The 15,972-nt window shown below is 32.9% G+C and carries 18 protein-coding genes; 2 read left to right on the top strand and 16 right to left on the bottom strand.

The genetic code is table 11. From position 1 onward, the window contains the following. Positions 1-55: 55 nt before the first annotated feature. From cydB to AC2H4K_RS14710, 4 genes are all read right to left on the bottom strand, one after another. Positions 56-1,093 (bottom strand): cytochrome d ubiquinol oxidase subunit II, encoded by a 1,038-nt coding sequence (cydB, locus tag AC2H4K_RS14725; RefSeq protein ID WP_281139772.1) that lies wholly within the window; start codon positions 1,091-1,093, stop codon positions 56-58. A gap of 10 nt (positions 1,094-1,103) precedes the next feature. Next, a complete protein-coding gene (locus tag AC2H4K_RS14720) occupies positions 1,104-2,459 on the bottom strand; it encodes a cytochrome ubiquinol oxidase subunit I (protein ID WP_281139773.1) in 1,356 nt (451 codons plus the stop codon). An 80-nt stretch (positions 2,460-2,539) separates the two neighbouring features. Then, positions 2,540-3,880: an MBL fold metallo-hydrolase gene (locus AC2H4K_RS14715; protein WP_281139774.1), complete on the bottom strand. Its 1,341-nt coding sequence runs from the start codon at positions 3,878-3,880 to the stop codon at positions 2,540-2,542. Positions 3,881-3,960: 80 nt separating this feature from the next. Further along, positions 3,961-4,620 carry a peroxiredoxin gene (locus AC2H4K_RS14710; protein ID WP_281139775.1) on the bottom strand — a complete coding sequence of 220 codons (660 nt, stop codon included), beginning with the start codon at positions 4,618-4,620 and terminating at the stop codon, positions 3,961-3,963. A gap of 167 nt (positions 4,621-4,787) precedes the next feature. Between AC2H4K_RS14710 and AC2H4K_RS14705 the strand changes: the two genes are divergently transcribed. After that, positions 4,788-5,165 (top strand): hypothetical protein, encoded by a 378-nt coding sequence (locus tag AC2H4K_RS14705; RefSeq protein ID WP_281139776.1) that lies wholly within the window; start codon positions 4,788-4,790, stop codon positions 5,163-5,165. 64 nt (positions 5,166-5,229) lie between these two features. Further along, a complete protein-coding gene (locus AC2H4K_RS14700; protein ID WP_281139777.1) occupies positions 5,230-7,326 on the top strand; it encodes a TonB-dependent receptor domain-containing protein in 2,097 nt (698 codons plus the stop codon). Positions 7,327-7,392: 66 nt separating this feature from the next. On the opposite strand, the gene AC2H4K_RS14695 is transcribed toward AC2H4K_RS14700, so the two are convergent. The 12 genes from AC2H4K_RS14695 to AC2H4K_RS14640 form a co-directional block, all read right to left on the bottom strand. Then, positions 7,393-7,536, bottom strand: coding sequence for a hypothetical protein (locus tag AC2H4K_RS14695; RefSeq protein ID WP_281139778.1), 144 nt, complete (start codon positions 7,534-7,536; stop codon positions 7,393-7,395). Between the two features lie 247 nt (positions 7,537-7,783). Then, a complete protein-coding gene (gene trxA / locus AC2H4K_RS14690; protein WP_281139779.1) occupies positions 7,784-8,080 on the bottom strand; it encodes a thioredoxin in 297 nt (98 codons plus the stop codon). A gap of 7 nt (positions 8,081-8,087) precedes the next feature. Beyond that, positions 8,088-9,116, bottom strand: coding sequence for a c-type heme family protein (locus AC2H4K_RS14685; protein WP_281139780.1), 1,029 nt, complete (start codon positions 9,114-9,116; stop codon positions 8,088-8,090). Continuing rightward, entirely contained in the window at positions 9,116-9,385 is a 270-nt protein-coding gene (locus AC2H4K_RS14680; RefSeq protein ID WP_281139781.1) for a heavy-metal-associated domain-containing protein, read from the bottom strand. The genes AC2H4K_RS14685 and AC2H4K_RS14680 overlap by 1 nt, the downstream gene beginning before the upstream one ends. 6 nt (positions 9,386-9,391) lie before the next feature. Next, positions 9,392-9,733, bottom strand: a complete 342-nt coding sequence (locus tag AC2H4K_RS14675; RefSeq protein WP_281139782.1) for a rhodanese-like domain-containing protein — start codon at positions 9,731-9,733, stop codon at positions 9,392-9,394. 135 nt (positions 9,734-9,868) lie between these two features. Beyond that, the gene (locus tag AC2H4K_RS14670) at positions 9,869-11,284 is read right to left on the bottom strand and encodes an MBL fold metallo-hydrolase (protein ID WP_281139783.1); all 1,416 of its coding nucleotides are present in this window, start codon (positions 11,282-11,284) and stop codon (positions 9,869-9,871) included. 64 nt (positions 11,285-11,348) lie between these two features. Next, on the bottom strand, positions 11,349-12,146 hold the full coding sequence (locus AC2H4K_RS14665; protein ID WP_281139784.1) for a sulfite exporter TauE/SafE family protein: 798 nt from the start codon (positions 12,144-12,146) through the stop codon (positions 11,349-11,351). Between the two features lie 199 nt (positions 12,147-12,345). Continuing rightward, positions 12,346-12,879, bottom strand: coding sequence for an NADPH-dependent FMN reductase (locus AC2H4K_RS14660; RefSeq protein ID WP_281139785.1), 534 nt, complete (start codon positions 12,877-12,879; stop codon positions 12,346-12,348). Between the two features lie 177 nt (positions 12,880-13,056). Next, the gene (locus AC2H4K_RS14655) at positions 13,057-13,428 is read right to left on the bottom strand and encodes a DoxX family protein (RefSeq protein WP_281139786.1); all 372 of its coding nucleotides are present in this window, start codon (positions 13,426-13,428) and stop codon (positions 13,057-13,059) included. Positions 13,429-13,449: 21 nt separating this feature from the next. Next, positions 13,450-14,094 (bottom strand): hypothetical protein, encoded by a 645-nt coding sequence (locus AC2H4K_RS14650; protein ID WP_281139787.1) that lies wholly within the window; start codon positions 14,092-14,094, stop codon positions 13,450-13,452. A 53-nt stretch (positions 14,095-14,147) separates the two neighbouring features. After that, positions 14,148-14,735: a Crp/Fnr family transcriptional regulator gene (locus AC2H4K_RS14645; protein WP_281139788.1), complete on the bottom strand. Its 588-nt coding sequence runs from the start codon at positions 14,733-14,735 to the stop codon at positions 14,148-14,150. A 139-nt stretch (positions 14,736-14,874) separates the two neighbouring features. Next, a complete protein-coding gene (locus tag AC2H4K_RS14640) occupies positions 14,875-15,963 on the bottom strand; it encodes an alpha/beta hydrolase family protein (RefSeq protein WP_281139789.1) in 1,089 nt (362 codons plus the stop codon). Between the last annotated feature and the right edge of the window lie 9 nt (positions 15,964-15,972).

Genomic DNA, 15,972 nt, shown 5'->3' with positions numbered 1-15,972 from the left:
AAAAAAAGAGCATCAAATTGATGCTCTTTTCATTAACCTAGCTATTGCTCATACCTTAATAACTAGTATCATCTAATTCTACTTTTCCATTGAATGTTTTATATAAAAACAAGAAATAGCCTGCTAATAATGGCGCACCAATTAAAACGATGGTTAGCATAATACCTAAAGATTTTTGTGAAGAGGCTGCGTTATAAATCGTGACACTATACTCTGGATTTATAGTAGATGGTAATAATACGGGATACAATTGAAATGCCACTAGCATTAATAAAAAAGCCATTATTAATGACGAAAATACCAGCGCATACATATATTTCTTTTTTGATACCAATCTTGGTACGTTGGCTACAGCTAAAAATGCTAAAACAGGTAATACAAAAAATACAGGTTGCTCCTTAAACTTATCGGTTACACCATGTAAAAATGTTAATGTATATAAAGAAGTAATCGCAAAACTTATAATGAAGAAAATCATTCCTTTTTTTAATAAAAATGATAATCTTTCATGCAATCTACCTTCTGTTTTCAACATTAAAAAGATAGCACCTTGTGTCATGAAAATTGATAATGTTGTAAACCCTACCATCAATGCATAAGGATTCAAAAACGAAAAGAAAATCCCTCCCTTGTAAACAAAATTGTCGTGTATTTCAAAACCTTGCAAAACGTTTCCTAAAACTACACCAAGTAAAAAAGCAATTAAGGTGTTAGACACAAAATAGATGATGTCCCAAGTTTTTCTCCACCATTTCATTTCTTCTGCGCTTCTAAATTTTATAGCTGCCGATCGTAAAACAAGTAACATTAAAAACAACATAAATGGAATATACATTGCCGATAACATGGTTGCATACATAACTGGAAAACCAGCGAATAATGCACCTCCACCAATAATTAGCCATACTTGGTTGGCATCCCAAAGAGGCCCAATAGCGTTTATAGCAATTCGTCTGCTTAAATCTTTTCTTAAAAATAAGTGCCACGCTCCTGCACCATAATCAAATCCTTCTAAAATAGCATAGCCTGAAAACAAGAGTCCTACTACTAAGTACCACAATGTTGGATAATCTATTCCTAAAAATGTTTCCATAATCCTGCTATTAAGTATATTTTAAAAATTCATCTGGATTCTGTGCTTCTTCATAAGGACCGTGCTTTATTTTCTTATCTACAGAATATAAAAACAGTAAAAACAAAATTGCATAAACCACAAAGAATAGAATAAGTGAGAACAATATTTGATTTGAAGACACCTCTTGCGAAAATGCTTGATTTGTTCTCAAATGTCCGTAAACAACCCAAGGCTGTCTTCCCATCTCTGCAGCAAACCAACCTACTTGATTTGCTATTTGAGGTAACAACACTGAGAATGCGAATATTCTGAGTAACCATTTTCTTTCAAACAGTTTGCCTTTCCACCATAAATAACTAGCATAAAGCGTTAAACCAATGAAAAACATGCCGATAAAGACCATGATATGATAAAATTGAAATACAGCATTAATTTGTGTTGGTATTTCATCTTTTGGAAAAGCATTAAGCCCTTTTACAGGTGTATCAAAATCATAATCCAATAGAAATGATAATCCACCAGGAATTTTAACTCCAGTAACTTCTTGATTCTTTTTATCTACCCAACCAAACAAATACATATCTGCAGGTTCATTAGCTTCAAAATGACCTTCTAAAGCTGCTAATTTTGCAGGTTGATTTTCTGCTACTCCTTCTGCGGAACTGTGTCCTGAAGCTAATTGCGTTAAAGAGATAATAGTTGCTACAGATAAGGCAATTTTAAAAGCTTTTTTAGAAATTTCAGTATAACGAACTTTTAGTAAATAATAGGCATGAACACTCAATACCATAAATGCGCCAGCTAAAAATGCACCTTGCCAAACGTGAATAATTCTATCTACACTTGATGGATTGAACACCATAGCCCAAAAATCGGTAACTTCTGCTCTAGCTTCCATACCTTCACCAACAATATGATAACCAGCTGGAGTTTGTTGCCAGCTATTAGCCACAACAATCCAAACTGCTGAGAACATCGAACCTAAAAACACTCCTATTGTGGAAATAAAATGGACTCTTGGTGATACACGGTTCCAACCAAAAATTAGAATTCCTAAAAATGTGCTTTCTAATCCGAAGGCAAAAAGACCTTCTGCAGCTAAAGCACTTCCAAATATATCACCGACATATTTAGAATATACAGCCCAATTGGTACCAAACTCAAACTCCATGATGATTCCTGTCGCTACACCAATACCAAAGGTTATAGCAAAAATCTTTAACCAAAAACGGGTTAAAATTTCGTATTCTTTTTTTCTTGTCTTTAGGTATAAACCTTCAAAAATGACCATGATTAGTCCAATACCAATACTTAATGGTGGATAGATATAATGGAAAGCAACGGTGAAGGCAAATTGGATTCTAGCGAGAATTTCGGTATCCATAAGAAATGTTTTTTCAAAGATACGGGTTAAATACCGTTCTTAAGTAACGAATGTTACCTTTATGTAGTCCAATTTTTACCTTAATAAAAATCCTTGACTGCGTCACTTAAATCGTAGACTTTTGCGCCTTTTTTTAAGTTAGAAACGATACTACTTCCTGCTGCGCTACGGTAACCACCAGCACAATGCACAACGATAGGTTTATCTGTTGGAATATCATCACCAGAATCTCTCAATTCATTCAAAGGAATTGAAATTGCCGAATCGAATATTTTACCTTCTTCAACTTCACTTTTGTTTCTAATATCAATAATCGTATAGTCTTCTAGGTTATTTTTAAAATCTTGCAAATCGATTTTTTCTGTACTATCAAAATCGGTGTCTCCTAAAGTTAAAAGTGCTTCTAATTGTTTTTCGTAACCAATTTTTGCAATTCTATTTAGAATATCTTCTTTATCGTCCACTGAATCCAAAACCACATAAAAAGGCTCTTCTGGCTCTACTATAGAACCCAACCAAGTTTCGAGTTTATCATTTTCGGACTGCGCCATAATATTAATACTTCCTTTGATATGATTTTTTTTGAAGTCTTCTTGAGGTCGTATATCTACAACCACTGCTTCTTTATCATCGAATGACTCAACTTTAAAATGAAATTTCGGTTTGGCGACATTGGTTTCAAAATTATCTGCTCCCGTTTTATTGATATCTACATTTAAACCAAAATAAGAGGGAATAAAAGGCTGATCTGCTAAAATATGGTTAACAAAGTCTTCTTCAGATAGTTTTTTGAAAGCCCAATTTTCTTCTCGCTCTCTTCCCAAGGTGCTTGAAGCATCTTTGCTCATGTTTTTTCCACAAAGCGAACCGGCTCCATGCGCTGGATAAACAATGGTATTATCTGGTAAATCGTTAAATTTTGTTTGCATAGTTTCATACATGCTTTTGGCCAACTCTTCGCGTTTAGCCTTCATATTGCCAGCTTTTTCGCGTAAGTCTGGTCGACCGACATCACCAATAAACAAGGTATCTCCTGAAAACATAGCATAGTCCGCATGGTTTTTTGCTATTATTGTGATACTATCTGGTGAGTGGCCTGGTGAGTTTATAGCAGAGAACTCAACGTTCCCCAACTTAAATTTATCTCCATCGTCAAAAGTTTTATGTGGATAATTGGCACCGACCAATTTACTGACGTAAATATTTGCTCCAGTTTCCTCATGTATCTGCAAATGACTACTCACAAAATCGGCATGCGGATGCGTCTCAAAAACCGCAACAATTTTTGCATTTTCCTTTTCTGCCAATTCGTAATAAGGTTTTGGGTCTCTTGAAGGATCTACAACAGCCATTTTACCATCACTAATAATAGCATAAGAATAATGTGCTAATGGTTTATCTTCAAATTGCTTTATATTCATTTTCCTTTCTTTTTACTGTGATTTTAAGATAAAAAAAATCGGTCTTAACTTGATGAAAAGACCGACTATTTAAGACTATTTTATAAATTCTTCTTAGCTAAATACCAATCTACTTTTTCTAGAGAATCATCATTTATTCTTGCGTTTAATTCATCTAAAGTTTTTGGAGGACCAACAATTACTTTATCACCTTTTTTCCAATCTAAAGGCATTGATACTTTATATTTATCAGAAGTCTGAAGCGCTTCTAAAGCTCTTAAAATTTCGTCCATATTACGACCAACATTTAGTGGGTAATACATAATTAAACGAATCTTTTTACTTGGATCTATAAAAAATACAGCTCGTACTGCAGCAGTTTCACTTTCATTTGGTTGTAACATGCCGTAAAGCTTAGACACTTTCATGTCTAAATCAGCAATGATAGGAAAATCGAAATACACTCCTGTGTTTTCTCTTACGTTTTGTACCCAGCCCAAATGTGCATGAATACTATCTATACTTAACCCAATAAGTTCTGTGTTTAGTGCATCAAATTCACCTTTTCTTGTTGCAAACCCACTCATTTCTGTGGTACAAACTGGAGTAAAATCTGCTGGATGCGAAAACATTACTGTCCATTTATCTTTAGCAAAATCTGAAAATTTAATTTTTCCTTTCGTAGTTACTGCTTCAAAATCTGGTGCTTGATCGCCTATTCTTGGCATTGCATATACTTTTTCTGTGGTTTCTTCACTCATAATATTTTATTTACATAATTTATTCAAATTTAAAAAATAATAGCTAAAAACTATGTAACAAATGTTACTATTTCTATAAATTTTTGTGAAGAAATTTAACATTTCATATACAAATTTAAAGATGAAAATTAACTCATAAACTAGCATGCCTGCTTATATTTGCAAAAATGAAAATAGGCTACTACATTCTATCTATTTTTCTTACTGCTCTTATCTTTTCGAATAGTATTAGAGCCTCTTTAACTTATGCCTATTTCGAACTTGATACTGTAGGTTTTATTGAAGCTTTGTGTGAAAATAAAGATAAGCCTGAGTTAGCTTGTAATGGTAAATGTCATCTTAAAAAAGTGGCAGAATCTCAAGACAGCAACAAAAAAACACCTGAAAGTATTGTAGATTTTAAAGAGCTCATTTTATTTACCAATCCTAAAGAAGAAACACCTCTTTTTTATAGAATTTCTTATAAAAAACAAAGTCCTAATCCATATCAAAATTTGTATTCCTATATAAATGTTATGGATTGTTTTCACCCACCACGTGCATAGTTTTCATTTCTAGATTGTAGCACTGTCTACACAAACTATTTTAAAAATTTTAATTTCACTATAAATGAAAACATTCTATAGTGCGTTGTTATGCGCGCTTATGATAAACGTATCCTATGCTCAAAAAAAGACCGAAAAGGATACTATAAAAGAAAAAACAACAAAGCTAAACGAGGTCGTAGTTACCGGAAATATTAAAACTGATCCTGTATTAACTATCGTGTCTAATAAATATGTTGAAAACATTGTTCAGCCTAAAAATGTCGCCGACTTATTCAGTAACATAAATGGCTTTTCAACAATAAAACGAGGTAATTATGCTATAGATCCTTCGTTCAGAGCTGCTCAATACGAACAGCTTAATATACAATATGATGGAGGTACAAAAGCTATGCATGCTTGTCCGAACCGTATGGATCCTATTACTACCCATATTATTCCTGAAGAAATTTCAAAAATTGAAATTATAAAAGGCCCTTATACTGTAAGGTATGGTGCCACTTTTGGAGGTATTATAAATATGGTAACCCAAAAACCAAATTACCAAGACCAAGGTATACATGGTAAAGTTTCTGCAGGTTATGAAAGCAATGGCAATTCTTTTGTAAATATGGCTGAATTACAATACATAAAAGACAATTATGATATTGTTGCCAACGCAGGCTATAGAGATTTTGGAAATTATGAAGATGGTAATGGTATTGAAATTCCTTCATCCTTCAGAAGTACAGATTATGGTATTAAAATGGGCTATAATTTCTCAGAAAACCAAAGATTACAAGCACACTGGCGACAATCTTTTGGAAGAGATGTGCTTCACGCAGCCTTACCAATGGATACCGAATACGATAATAGCAGCATTATTTCTTTAGATTATAAACTCGATAATATTGGTAAAGTCGCTAAGGCTATTACAGCAAAGGCTTATTATAGTTATGTAGATCATCTAATGACCAATGCTAACCGACCGACTTTTAACATAATGGAAGCGGCTTCAAATGTTGATGCAACAACATTAGGTGGTAAAATAGAATTACATTGGAAACCCTTAACAAACCTGAATGTATTTTCGGGTATTGATGTTTTTAATGTGGCTAGAGATGGTGGAAGAACACGATTGGTAAAAGTTATGAACGGTAATGTTTTACCTGAACCAATGCTTTTTAATGATAAGGTGTGGCAAGATTCTTATATCAATGACTTAGGTATTTTTACTGAAGCAAAATACAGTCTTGGTAAAAACACAATTTTTACTGCTGGTATAAGATATGACAATGTTGTATCAAACATTCAGGATCCTGAAGCTGATTTTGAAGCTATGTATGATTTGGAAAAACGTACCGAGCACAATATCAGCACAACAGTTTCTGTAAAGAAAGTAGTTTCGGATAACTTTACCATTGAAGCGGCTTATGGTCGTGGCGTGCGCTCTGCCAATATGATTGAACGTTTTATCAACCATTTTACTGTTGGTCAAGATCCATATGAATATGTTGGGAATCCAAACCTAAAAGCTGAAGTTAACAATCAATTTGAAATAGGCTTTAAGGGCAACGAAACTTTGAAAAATGGTTTTAATGCTTTTAAATATGAAACCTCTTTTTATTATTCATTTTTTGAAAATTACATTGTTGGAATAGTTGACGAAAATGTGAGTCGTAAATTCAACCCGATGGCAGATCCTCAGTTTGCAAAAGTTTTCAGAAACCTAGACGAAGCTTACAAAACAGGTTTCGAAATTATGGTAGAATTAGACTTTTTGAATGACTTCTTCTTTAAGAGCGAATTCTCATATGTCTATGCTAAGAATAAGGGTTTAAACGAATCTTTACCATTGACTCCGCCATTTACCACACGTTTTTCTCTGGGGTTGAACAAAGAAAACTATTGGGCTAATCTTCAATACAATTTAGTATCCGAGCAAGATAATATCTCTGAAAGTTTTGGAGAGACAAGAACTGCTGGTTACCAAACTTTAGATGCACGTTTTGGTATGAAGTTTCTTAAAAACCTAACGCTAGGTGTTGCTGCATTAAATATTTTTGATGAAGCCTATAACAATCATCTCAATTTCTCTTTCACAAATCAAGCGGATTTTGGAAGAGTTCCTATAACCGAACCTGGCAGAAATTTTTCAGCATTCATTCAATATAAATTTTAATAAAAAAAGAGGGCAGTTTATTACTGTCCTCTTTTTATTTCCAAAAAAATGAAAAATTGAGCTTAGTTAGTTTTCGTTGTTGTCTTTGTCCTTTTTTCCTCCTGCCATAAAATTTATAAGCACACCTACCAAAATTAGGCATACAAGAGCGAATACAGCTATCATTACAACACCATTACTATGGTCATATATTAGTAAAGTATTCTTCATCTGATTAGTATATTATCGTTTATGTAAGCTAAAATACTACGTAAAAACTTTAATAAAGATGACATTTATCAGTTAATGAAAAAAAGCATCTTAAATATTTAAGATGCTTAGCTATCAATCAAGAATTAAGGATTTTACACCTCTTTAAATTTCATTATTATTTTCCTCTATAGTTATGATAATTTATACTTTTTTGAGCATCAACAATCATCTGTATTTTCTTAAAAATTTTAAACCTACAATTAAATTAATCATTAGAAGTAATAACGTTAATGAGCTCATTCTTTTGAAGTACACCTGATTGTCTCCAAAGTTGTGTTCCGTTTTTAAATAAAATCAATGTAGGCACTCCTCTAATCTGATATTTTGCAGCTAAAGCCTGATTTTTATCTACATCAATTTTAATAATAGAAACTCGGTCACCAAGATTATCTTTTACTTGTTTTAGAATTGGAGCCATCATTTTGCATGGGCCACACCAATCTGCATAAAAGTCAACCAAAACTGGTTTATCTTGATTTATGATATCTGAAAATTTGCTCATACCTAACCTAGTTTTTACTGAAAGAAACATTCCAGATGCCTCTTACTTGATTTTCGGAATAACCAATAGCCTTATCATCTGGATATAACAAAGTTAGTGTTTTTAAAATTTCTGGCTTTATATTTTCATTTGGTTTACCGTGACATTGCAAACACATTGTATTTGTTACAATTGGGGAATATACATGAACTTCCTCTCCCTCTTCTTTCACCAAAGGCTCAATTTCTACATTATTAGCTAATTGCGTTTTAAAAGCTTTTATATATTCAACTTCCTCTGTGTTTGCTGTATTCTTTTTATTTCTAGGCTTATCACTAACTCTTTTAATTTTTGCATTATAAACTGTAGCCATGCTATCGGTTAATGGATAAGCTTTTGTATTACAGAATTCAAGAGCCTCAAGAGTTCCTTCTTTTTGGATAGTTCCCATAAGGTTTTTACCTAAAATAGCTTTTGTTGATAATGCATATTTTAAGCCTCGTTCACCATAGGGTAATTCTTCAAAATTTGTTTGCGCTTGTTGTTGGTGCACCCCTTTACCTTTCATTCCGTTTCCGTTTCCATTTCCATTGCCTTTACCCATACCTTTATGCTTTCCTTTTTCCTCATTAAAATGTTCTTCAAACCATTCGGGTTGGTCAATATCAAAATCGTACATATAATCAGCAATCTGCTCTATAGTTTCCTCTGAAAAGGCTTGCTTAGGCATTACTCCAAAACGCTTAACAGCACCAAACATTTTGGCATCTTCCTTATTAGGATTTTTTATCCACGCTTGCATAGCATCAATAAACTCTTCCTTTGTGGTGTTCTCATCTATGTAATGTTTCTTAATAGCAACCATTGGTGGTCCAATTCTATCTTCATGACTTGCTGTTGGACTATGACATACATAGCAATTGGTTTCCATTAATTTTTTGCCTGGATGATTATTGGCCTGCATATTTTTTTCAAAAGCAGAAAGTTCTTTACCCTTAGCATCTTTACAACTAAACATAAGAACAGATAATGTGAAAATTAAAATTAGTGGTTTCATCAGCTTGAAAATTTACCAGTTGCACAACTCACAAAAGATTTAGCTTTTGAGCCCAAACTATTTTCTTCTTCAATGGAAGGATAACCTAAGGTTCTAAGTTTATCTTTAACTATAATAGCATCGCTTTTATTTTGAAAATTAAATGATACTTTATTTTCTTCTACTTCAACGGCAACATCAGAGATATTCTCAATATCTGATAATTTAGTTTTTATAGTATTGGAGCAGCCACCACATTTTAAGTTTTGTACTATTACTGAAGTTCTCATAATGTTTTATCTTAAATTAAATATTCCACCTTTGAGGTCATAAATTACCACAAAGCCCATAGCTTCCATTTTCTTAGCACTTTGTCTGCTTCGATTACCACTTCTACAATAAACGTAAACAGGTTTTTCCTTATCTAGTTTATCAAGTTCTACATTAAATTTCCCCGAGAAAAAATCGATATTCTTAGCACCTTTGATATGACCAGATTTAAATTCACTTGGTGTTCTTACATCTACAAGCTGAACTTTTTTACCTTCTACTTGTTTTTTAAAGTCTTCTGGATTAAGCCTAGTAACCGCGTTACTTTGTGAAGTTTTAGACCCGAATAATGCTGAAAAAAATGACATATTTTATTTTGTTTATTAACAATAAAAATATGCCATTCTACAATTTTAATTAGTAACCTTTGTTACACAAAAAAGCACGCCATACCACAATTGACATGACGTGCTTTTACTAACCAAAAAAAATTCTTTTTTTATCTACTTTAATGTTGAAGGACAAACGAAATCTGTCCTAGGAATATCAGTATTTTTTATTGCTCCATAACCACCAGCAACATCCACCAAATTGTGTATACCTCTACTCTTTAAAATTGAAGCTGCTATTACAGAACGATAACCACCAGCACAATGCACATAGAATGTTTTATCTTCTGGAAATTCACTTAAATAATTATTGATATAATCTAAAGGTGTATGTTTTGCACCATCAACATGCTCGGCAGTAAACTCTCCATCTTTTCTTACATCAAAAATATTATCTTTCTCTTCATCGTAATGTTTTGCAAACTCTTCAGCTGAAATTGAAGTAATGGTATCAAACTCCATTCCGGCATCTTTCCAGGCATCAAAACTTCCATCTAAATAACCAATAACATTATCAAAACCAACACGAGATAGTCTTGTAATGACTTCTTCTTCTCTTCCTTTTGGAGCAACTAATAAAATTGGCTGACTCACATCTACAATTAAAGCTCCTACCCATGGTGCAAAACTTCCATCAATACCAATAAAGATAGAACGTGGCACATGACCTTTTACAAAATCTGATTGATGACGCACATCTAAAACAATAGCTTCGGTTTCATTTGCAGCTGTTTCAAAAGCTTTTGGAGATAATGGTTTTTGAGATTTTGTCATTACTTTATCAAAACTCTCGTAACCTTTAATATTCATCATGACATTTTGTGGGAAATATCCAGGTGGTTCTGATAAACCATCAAGCACTTCTTCAATAAATTCCTCTTTAGTCATGTCTGCTCTAAGCGCATAATTTGTCTTTTTCTGATTGCCTAAAGTATCGGTAGTTTCTTTACTCATATTTTTACCACAGGCAGAACCAGCACCATGGTTAGGATACACAATAAGATCATCACTTAAAGGCATAATCTTATTACGTAAAGAATCATATAAATAACCTGCTAGCTTCTCTTGTGTTAAATCGGCAGCCACTTTTTGCGCCAAATCTGGTCTTCCAACATCACCAATAAACAACGTGTCACCCGTTACAATACCATGCTCTTTGCCATTCTCATCTATAAGCAAATACGTTGTACTTTCCATAGTGTGACCTGGTGTGTGAATGACCTTTATTTTATAGTCACCAACTTCAAAAACCTGACCATCTTCTGCTGTAATTGCATCATAATTTGGTTTTGCCGTAGGACCGAACACAATTTTTGCACCTGTTTTTTCTTTTAAGTCTAAATGACCTGAAACAAAATCAGCGTGAAAATGCGTTTCGAAAATATATTTAATTTTTGCGTCGTCTAATTTTGCTCGTTTAATATAAGGTTGTACCTCACGTAGTGGATCTATTATCGCTGCTTCACCCTTACTTTCAATATAATAGGCTGCGTGTGCTAAACAACCAGTATAAATTTGTTCTACTTTCATAATTAATTCTTTAGTAAAATGCCTTCTAAAATAATTCAATTTTATTTAATGGCCGTAACTTTAGTTACATTGTTAGTTCTTTATAAATGATGTAAACCGCCATAATTAGAACAAACCAACCGAAACCTTTTTTTAACTTCTTACCTTCTATGAAGTTGGATAGATAAATACCTAGAAAAATACCAACGACCGAAATTCCAGTAAATGTTAAAAGGAAAGTCCAATCAATATCAAGGTTTTCAACATCACCTATAAAACCAATCAATGATTTTATTGCGATGATGAGCAGCGATGTTGCAACAGCTTTTTTCATGGGCAGCTTTGCTAATAATACTAGTGCTGGGATAATTAAAAATCCGCCTCCGGCTCCAACAATTCCTGTTATCACTCCAACAATTAAACCTTCAGTAACAATTAACGGGTAGTTAAAAACTACAACAGCATCTGCAACGGCTTTAGCCTTTCTTTCTTTAATCATTGATATAGAAGCCACTAACATGATAATGGCAAAAAATATCATGATACCAATATTCTTTGTTACTAGAAAGTCACTAATACTAAACAGCTCATCTGGTATTGCAGGTACTAAATAGCGTCGTGTTGCATAAACCGCAATAAAAGCCGGAATGGCAAAAACAATAGCTGTTCTAAAGTCCACCAACCCTTTCTGAATATTACGTATAGCACCAACTAATGAAGAGACACCAACCACAAAAAGAGAATATGCAGTTGCTGTGACAGGATTGACAAAAAGTAAATAAACCAAAATAGGAACGGTTAAAATGGAGCCGCCTCCACCTATGAGCCCTAAAACAATTCCTATAATTAGAGCTCCTAAATAACCGAAAATTTCAGTAGTCATGTATTAGTTTTTACATTTCAAAGCTAAAATCTTTATCATGCAAAGTAAGTAACTAATGTTACATAAGTGATTAATGAATAACTGAATTATTATTTAGCGATGCAGAAAGTACCATTACTTCTATTCATTATCATAACTGATACACAGTACAAAATCGGTACAACTAAAATCTAACTATATCAAAAACATTGTAGCAATCTTATTCAATTATGGTTTGAAATTTATTAACCTTCAAATATAAATCATCTTTTAAGTTTTCATTATTAATTTCTCCATTATTGAAATTATCATAGAATGACGGTAAGGAAAACGTATCTGTAATATGGGCACCCATAAATGGAAAATACGAATTAGCAGCTTGCAATACAGTAGTACCGCCTCTACCACCTGGTGATGTTGCCATTAGTAGCATTGGTTTTTCCTTCCAAATTTTCATTTCCATTCGAGATAACCAATCTACCGTGTTTTTAAACACTGCAGAATAAGATCCGTTATGCTCTGCCAAGGATACAATAAATCCATCAGCTGTATTAAAGAGTTCACATAATCTTTTAACAGCTGTTGGAATACCATTTTCAGTCTCAAAATCAACACCGTAAATCGGCAATATATAATCGTTTAAGTCAACTGAAATGATATCTAGATTTTCCAATAAACTCGACGTATAATTGATTAGACTTTTGTTTATGGATTTTTGACTGTTACTCGCTGCTATTGTGATTATTTTTTTCATGATTTATGTTTTTTTAAGAGATTTAATTATCTATTTAATATTTTTCTGCGCTATTTACTTCTATGTTTAAGGGAAGGCCAGTTACCAAAAGGAAAAATTTAAAACCTTCATGCACTTAGTTCCTGAAGAAACTCTCTTAATAACCGTACCTTCTCTTAAAACTTCGGAGATTGAACCCTATACTGTAATTTTGAAATTTTTATCAGTAAGAAGTAGAACCATGCCAGCAATACAACAGTATAAAGCTGTGTAAAAGTATTCATAGTCATTATGTGCAAAATGAGTTATCAATGCGCCAATTGCGAATGGCAATAACCATAAAGTTGACAGATTTTTAACTTGATGTATCCAAAACCCAACAACCAAACCAATTACTCCCAGCAATTCGCCATAACCAATACCTAATGTCCATATTTTTCCAAAACCAAAATTGCTCATATTTTCCACCATACTTTGTTTTTGGAACACTTTAAAAAGACTTGCATAACCAAAGGCATAGATTAAATATCCATATGCTAACCAATGTGAAACTCGTACTAAATTTTTCATAATATTTAATTTTTAAATTGTTTATAAAGTTTTTCGGTAATACACACCGAAAGATGTTTTTTCTATTGGGTTGGGTCCATACTGGTCAAAGTCTGCACCAACTCCAAATTGGTGTACTTTTATAGATAATCCCATACGTAATTGCTGAAAACTTCTTGAATGCATATCGAATTTGTCCCATACGGTTAAAAACTGTCCATTGAACCAAAGTGATATCTTATTATTCAATGGTATATTGAACTGAAATTGTGCAAATGCCTCTGCATAGCCAGCATCCATTTTTTTAGAATGTGCAATTGAAGGAATGACGACCAATAATACTCGTGAATTTTTTAGTGTGAACTTTCCTGATAAACGATGTGAATAACCAGCAATACTATTGTAGTATAAAGATGACCCAATTGAGATATGTTTGGTAATATTCCAGAATAAGGTAGGTTGAACACCTACCTCATCGAAACCTTGGTTTTCTTCTTCGTTATATTTTTGGAAGAAAGCCAAAGTATTAATGCTTAGTGATTTTCTATCATTAATAAAGTAACTTGAATATGCTGTAAAATCAGTTTTTTCAAAGCCTGAAAACAATTCAATTTGTGTGAATTGCGCCTGCATTAAGTTGGTAAAACCAATTGTAAATAAGAGAGATATGATTCTTAATTTTTTCATGTTTCAAAGTTCCCTTTTGAAGACATGAAAAAAAATGAACTAGTTTAAGACTTTTACATTCTGTTGACCTTAGTAACAATTTTGCTCATAAACTCTGGCGTAATACCAATATAAGCAGCTAAATCTTTTTGGGTTATTCTATTGACAATGTGAGGATATTTCTTTTTAAATTTTATGTAACGCTCTTCTGCAGTTAAAGATATGCTCTGGTTAGAGCGTCTTATATAACTTATAAGAGATCTTTGGTAAAGAATACGATAAAATCTTTCGAATTTGGGTATCTCCTGGAAAAGCAATTCATAATTTGTTCTAGATATTCCAAGTAATTCTGAATCCTCGGTAGCTTTAATGAAGTAACTTGAAGGTTCTTTGGTTATAAAACTAGCCATATCTCCTGTCCAATAATCCTCAACAGCAAACATAGATATATGAGGTGCACCATTTTCATCCAAGGTGTATACTTTAAGACAACCCTTGGTTATAAAGTATTCGTATTTGGCAATATCACCAGCTTGCATCAAAAATGCTTTCCGTTTAATGCTAACTTTTGTAAGAAGAGAAATGTATTTCTGTTTTTCAATCTCGGTCAAATCAATAAACCGGCTGACATTATCAATAATGAGTTGATGAAAATATTCCAATGCTTATATACTTTTCTTAAAATTAAGCATTTGTGCGTTACCTAGAAAAAGCTTTGTGCGTTTTCTTAAACGCTTAAAATGTAAAAGCTTGTCTAATCTCAAGAAGTATATATCAAAACATGGGTAAAACGATTGGAAACTATTTAGATTTAAGAATCCATTCTGAAATTTGATTTAAAAAATTAGGGACAAAATTCTTTTCAAGTGCAGCATATTCCTCTCGCTCACCTGTTTTAGCCTCTTGAAAATAATGATTAGCCTTATCAAAGGTTACAAAATCATATTTTGTTCGCGATTTAAGAAGCGCATTTTCCATTCTGTCCTTATTTAGTTCAATAGGAACTTGAAAATCTAATCCCCCAAAAAGACTTAATACAGGAATAGATAAATTTTCTAAATCTTCGAAAGGATCGTAATAAAGAAATGAAGTTAACGAAGGTAGTTTATATATGATTTTAAATTCGTCTGCTTTAGTAATAGCTTTTTGCTTAATTTTTGTCGAATCTGTTTTGCTTTTTGAGTTCATTTCATATAAAATAGTTTCGGTTGTTTGACGAAATAGTTTATACGCCTCTTCAATCGTCTTATCATCTGCAATAGCTCTCATTAATCGATTGTGTGCCGATACATCTGCTTCGATTAATGATTTGGAAATATTAGTCTGACTATATTCTTGTCTAATTTGGTAGGTAACAATTTCAATCAAAGGTACTGCTGGTGCAGCCATTAAAACCAGCTTTTTTACGGATTCATTTTGGGCTGCAACCTTAGCGGAAAGTATACCGCCTTGGCTATGTCCAAATAGTATAAACTCATTGAATGGGTGTGCTTCAGAGAATTTAAAATAATTTATAATATGCTCCAAGTCCTTCGAATGGTCTTCGATTGTGCTATTCACAAAGTCTCCAGTACTACTTCCAACACCTCTGTCATCATAACGAAAAGAGGCTATTCCTTTTGTAGCTAAATGGTCTGCTATAACTTTAAATATTTTGAATCCGTCTAATGTTTCGCCCCTATCTTGCGGCCCACTACCTGAACTCAAAATGACTAAAGATGATGTATTAAAAGTTGCGGGCAAAGTCAGAGTACCGCCAATTTTAATTTTATCTGCTTGTAATATTAAGTCAACCTCTTTTAAATCTTTATGATTATCACCAATATTTTGAGCTATTATGTTATGATTCCACAGTAAACCAATTATTGCTAGAGTTACTAATTTTTTCATTTTTAATTA

This window comes from Winogradskyella sp. 266wxhm, assembly GCF_058964685.1.
This window is presented reverse-complemented; position numbering and strand designations above follow the sequence as displayed.

Bases quoted from the DNA above. Each gene is read 5' to 3' on its own strand.
- AC2H4K_RS14700 (WP_281139777.1), top strand. From the start codon at position 5,230: ATGAAAACATTCTATAGTGCGTTGTTATGCGCGCTTATGATAAACGTA.
- AC2H4K_RS14710 (WP_281139775.1), bottom strand. From the start codon at position 4,620: ATGAGTGAAGAAACCACAGAAAAAGTATATGCAATGCCAAGAATAGGC.
- AC2H4K_RS14695 (WP_281139778.1), bottom strand. From the start codon at position 7,536: ATGAAGAATACTTTACTAATATATGACCATAGTAATGGTGTTGTAATG.
- AC2H4K_RS14680 (WP_281139781.1), bottom strand. From the start codon at position 9,385: ATGAGAACTTCAGTAATAGTACAAAACTTAAAATGTGGTGGCTGCTCC.
- AC2H4K_RS14670 (WP_281139783.1), bottom strand. From the start codon at position 11,284: ATGAAAGTAGAACAAATTTATACTGGTTGTTTAGCACACGCAGCCTAT.
- trxA (WP_281139779.1), bottom strand. From the start codon at position 8,080: ATGAGCAAATTTTCAGATATCATAAATCAAGATAAACCAGTTTTGGTT.
- AC2H4K_RS14685 (WP_281139780.1), bottom strand. From the start codon at position 9,116: ATGAAACCACTAATTTTAATTTTCACATTATCTGTTCTTATGTTTAGT.
- AC2H4K_RS14675 (WP_281139782.1), bottom strand. From the start codon at position 9,733: ATGTCATTTTTTTCAGCATTATTCGGGTCTAAAACTTCACAAAGTAAC.
- cydB (WP_281139772.1), bottom strand. From the start codon at position 1,093: ATGGAAACATTTTTAGGAATAGATTATCCAACATTGTGGTACTTAGTA.
- AC2H4K_RS14640 (WP_281139789.1), bottom strand. From the start codon at position 15,963: ATGAAAAAATTAGTAACTCTAGCAATAATTGGTTTACTGTGGAATCAT.
- AC2H4K_RS14660 (WP_281139785.1), bottom strand. From the start codon at position 12,879: ATGAAAAAAATAATCACAATAGCAGCGAGTAACAGTCAAAAATCCATA.
- AC2H4K_RS14705 (WP_281139776.1), top strand. From the start codon at position 4,788: ATGAAAATAGGCTACTACATTCTATCTATTTTTCTTACTGCTCTTATC.
- AC2H4K_RS14715 (WP_281139774.1), bottom strand. From the start codon at position 3,880: ATGAATATAAAGCAATTTGAAGATAAACCATTAGCACATTATTCTTAT.
- AC2H4K_RS14665 (WP_281139784.1), bottom strand. From the start codon at position 12,146: ATGACTACTGAAATTTTCGGTTATTTAGGAGCTCTAATTATAGGAATT.
- AC2H4K_RS14650 (WP_281139787.1), bottom strand. From the start codon at position 14,094: ATGAAAAAATTAAGAATCATATCTCTCTTATTTACAATTGGTTTTACC.
- AC2H4K_RS14655 (WP_281139786.1), bottom strand. From the start codon at position 13,428: ATGAAAAATTTAGTACGAGTTTCACATTGGTTAGCATATGGATATTTA.
- AC2H4K_RS14720 (WP_281139773.1), bottom strand. From the start codon at position 2,459: ATGGATACCGAAATTCTCGCTAGAATCCAATTTGCCTTCACCGTTGCT.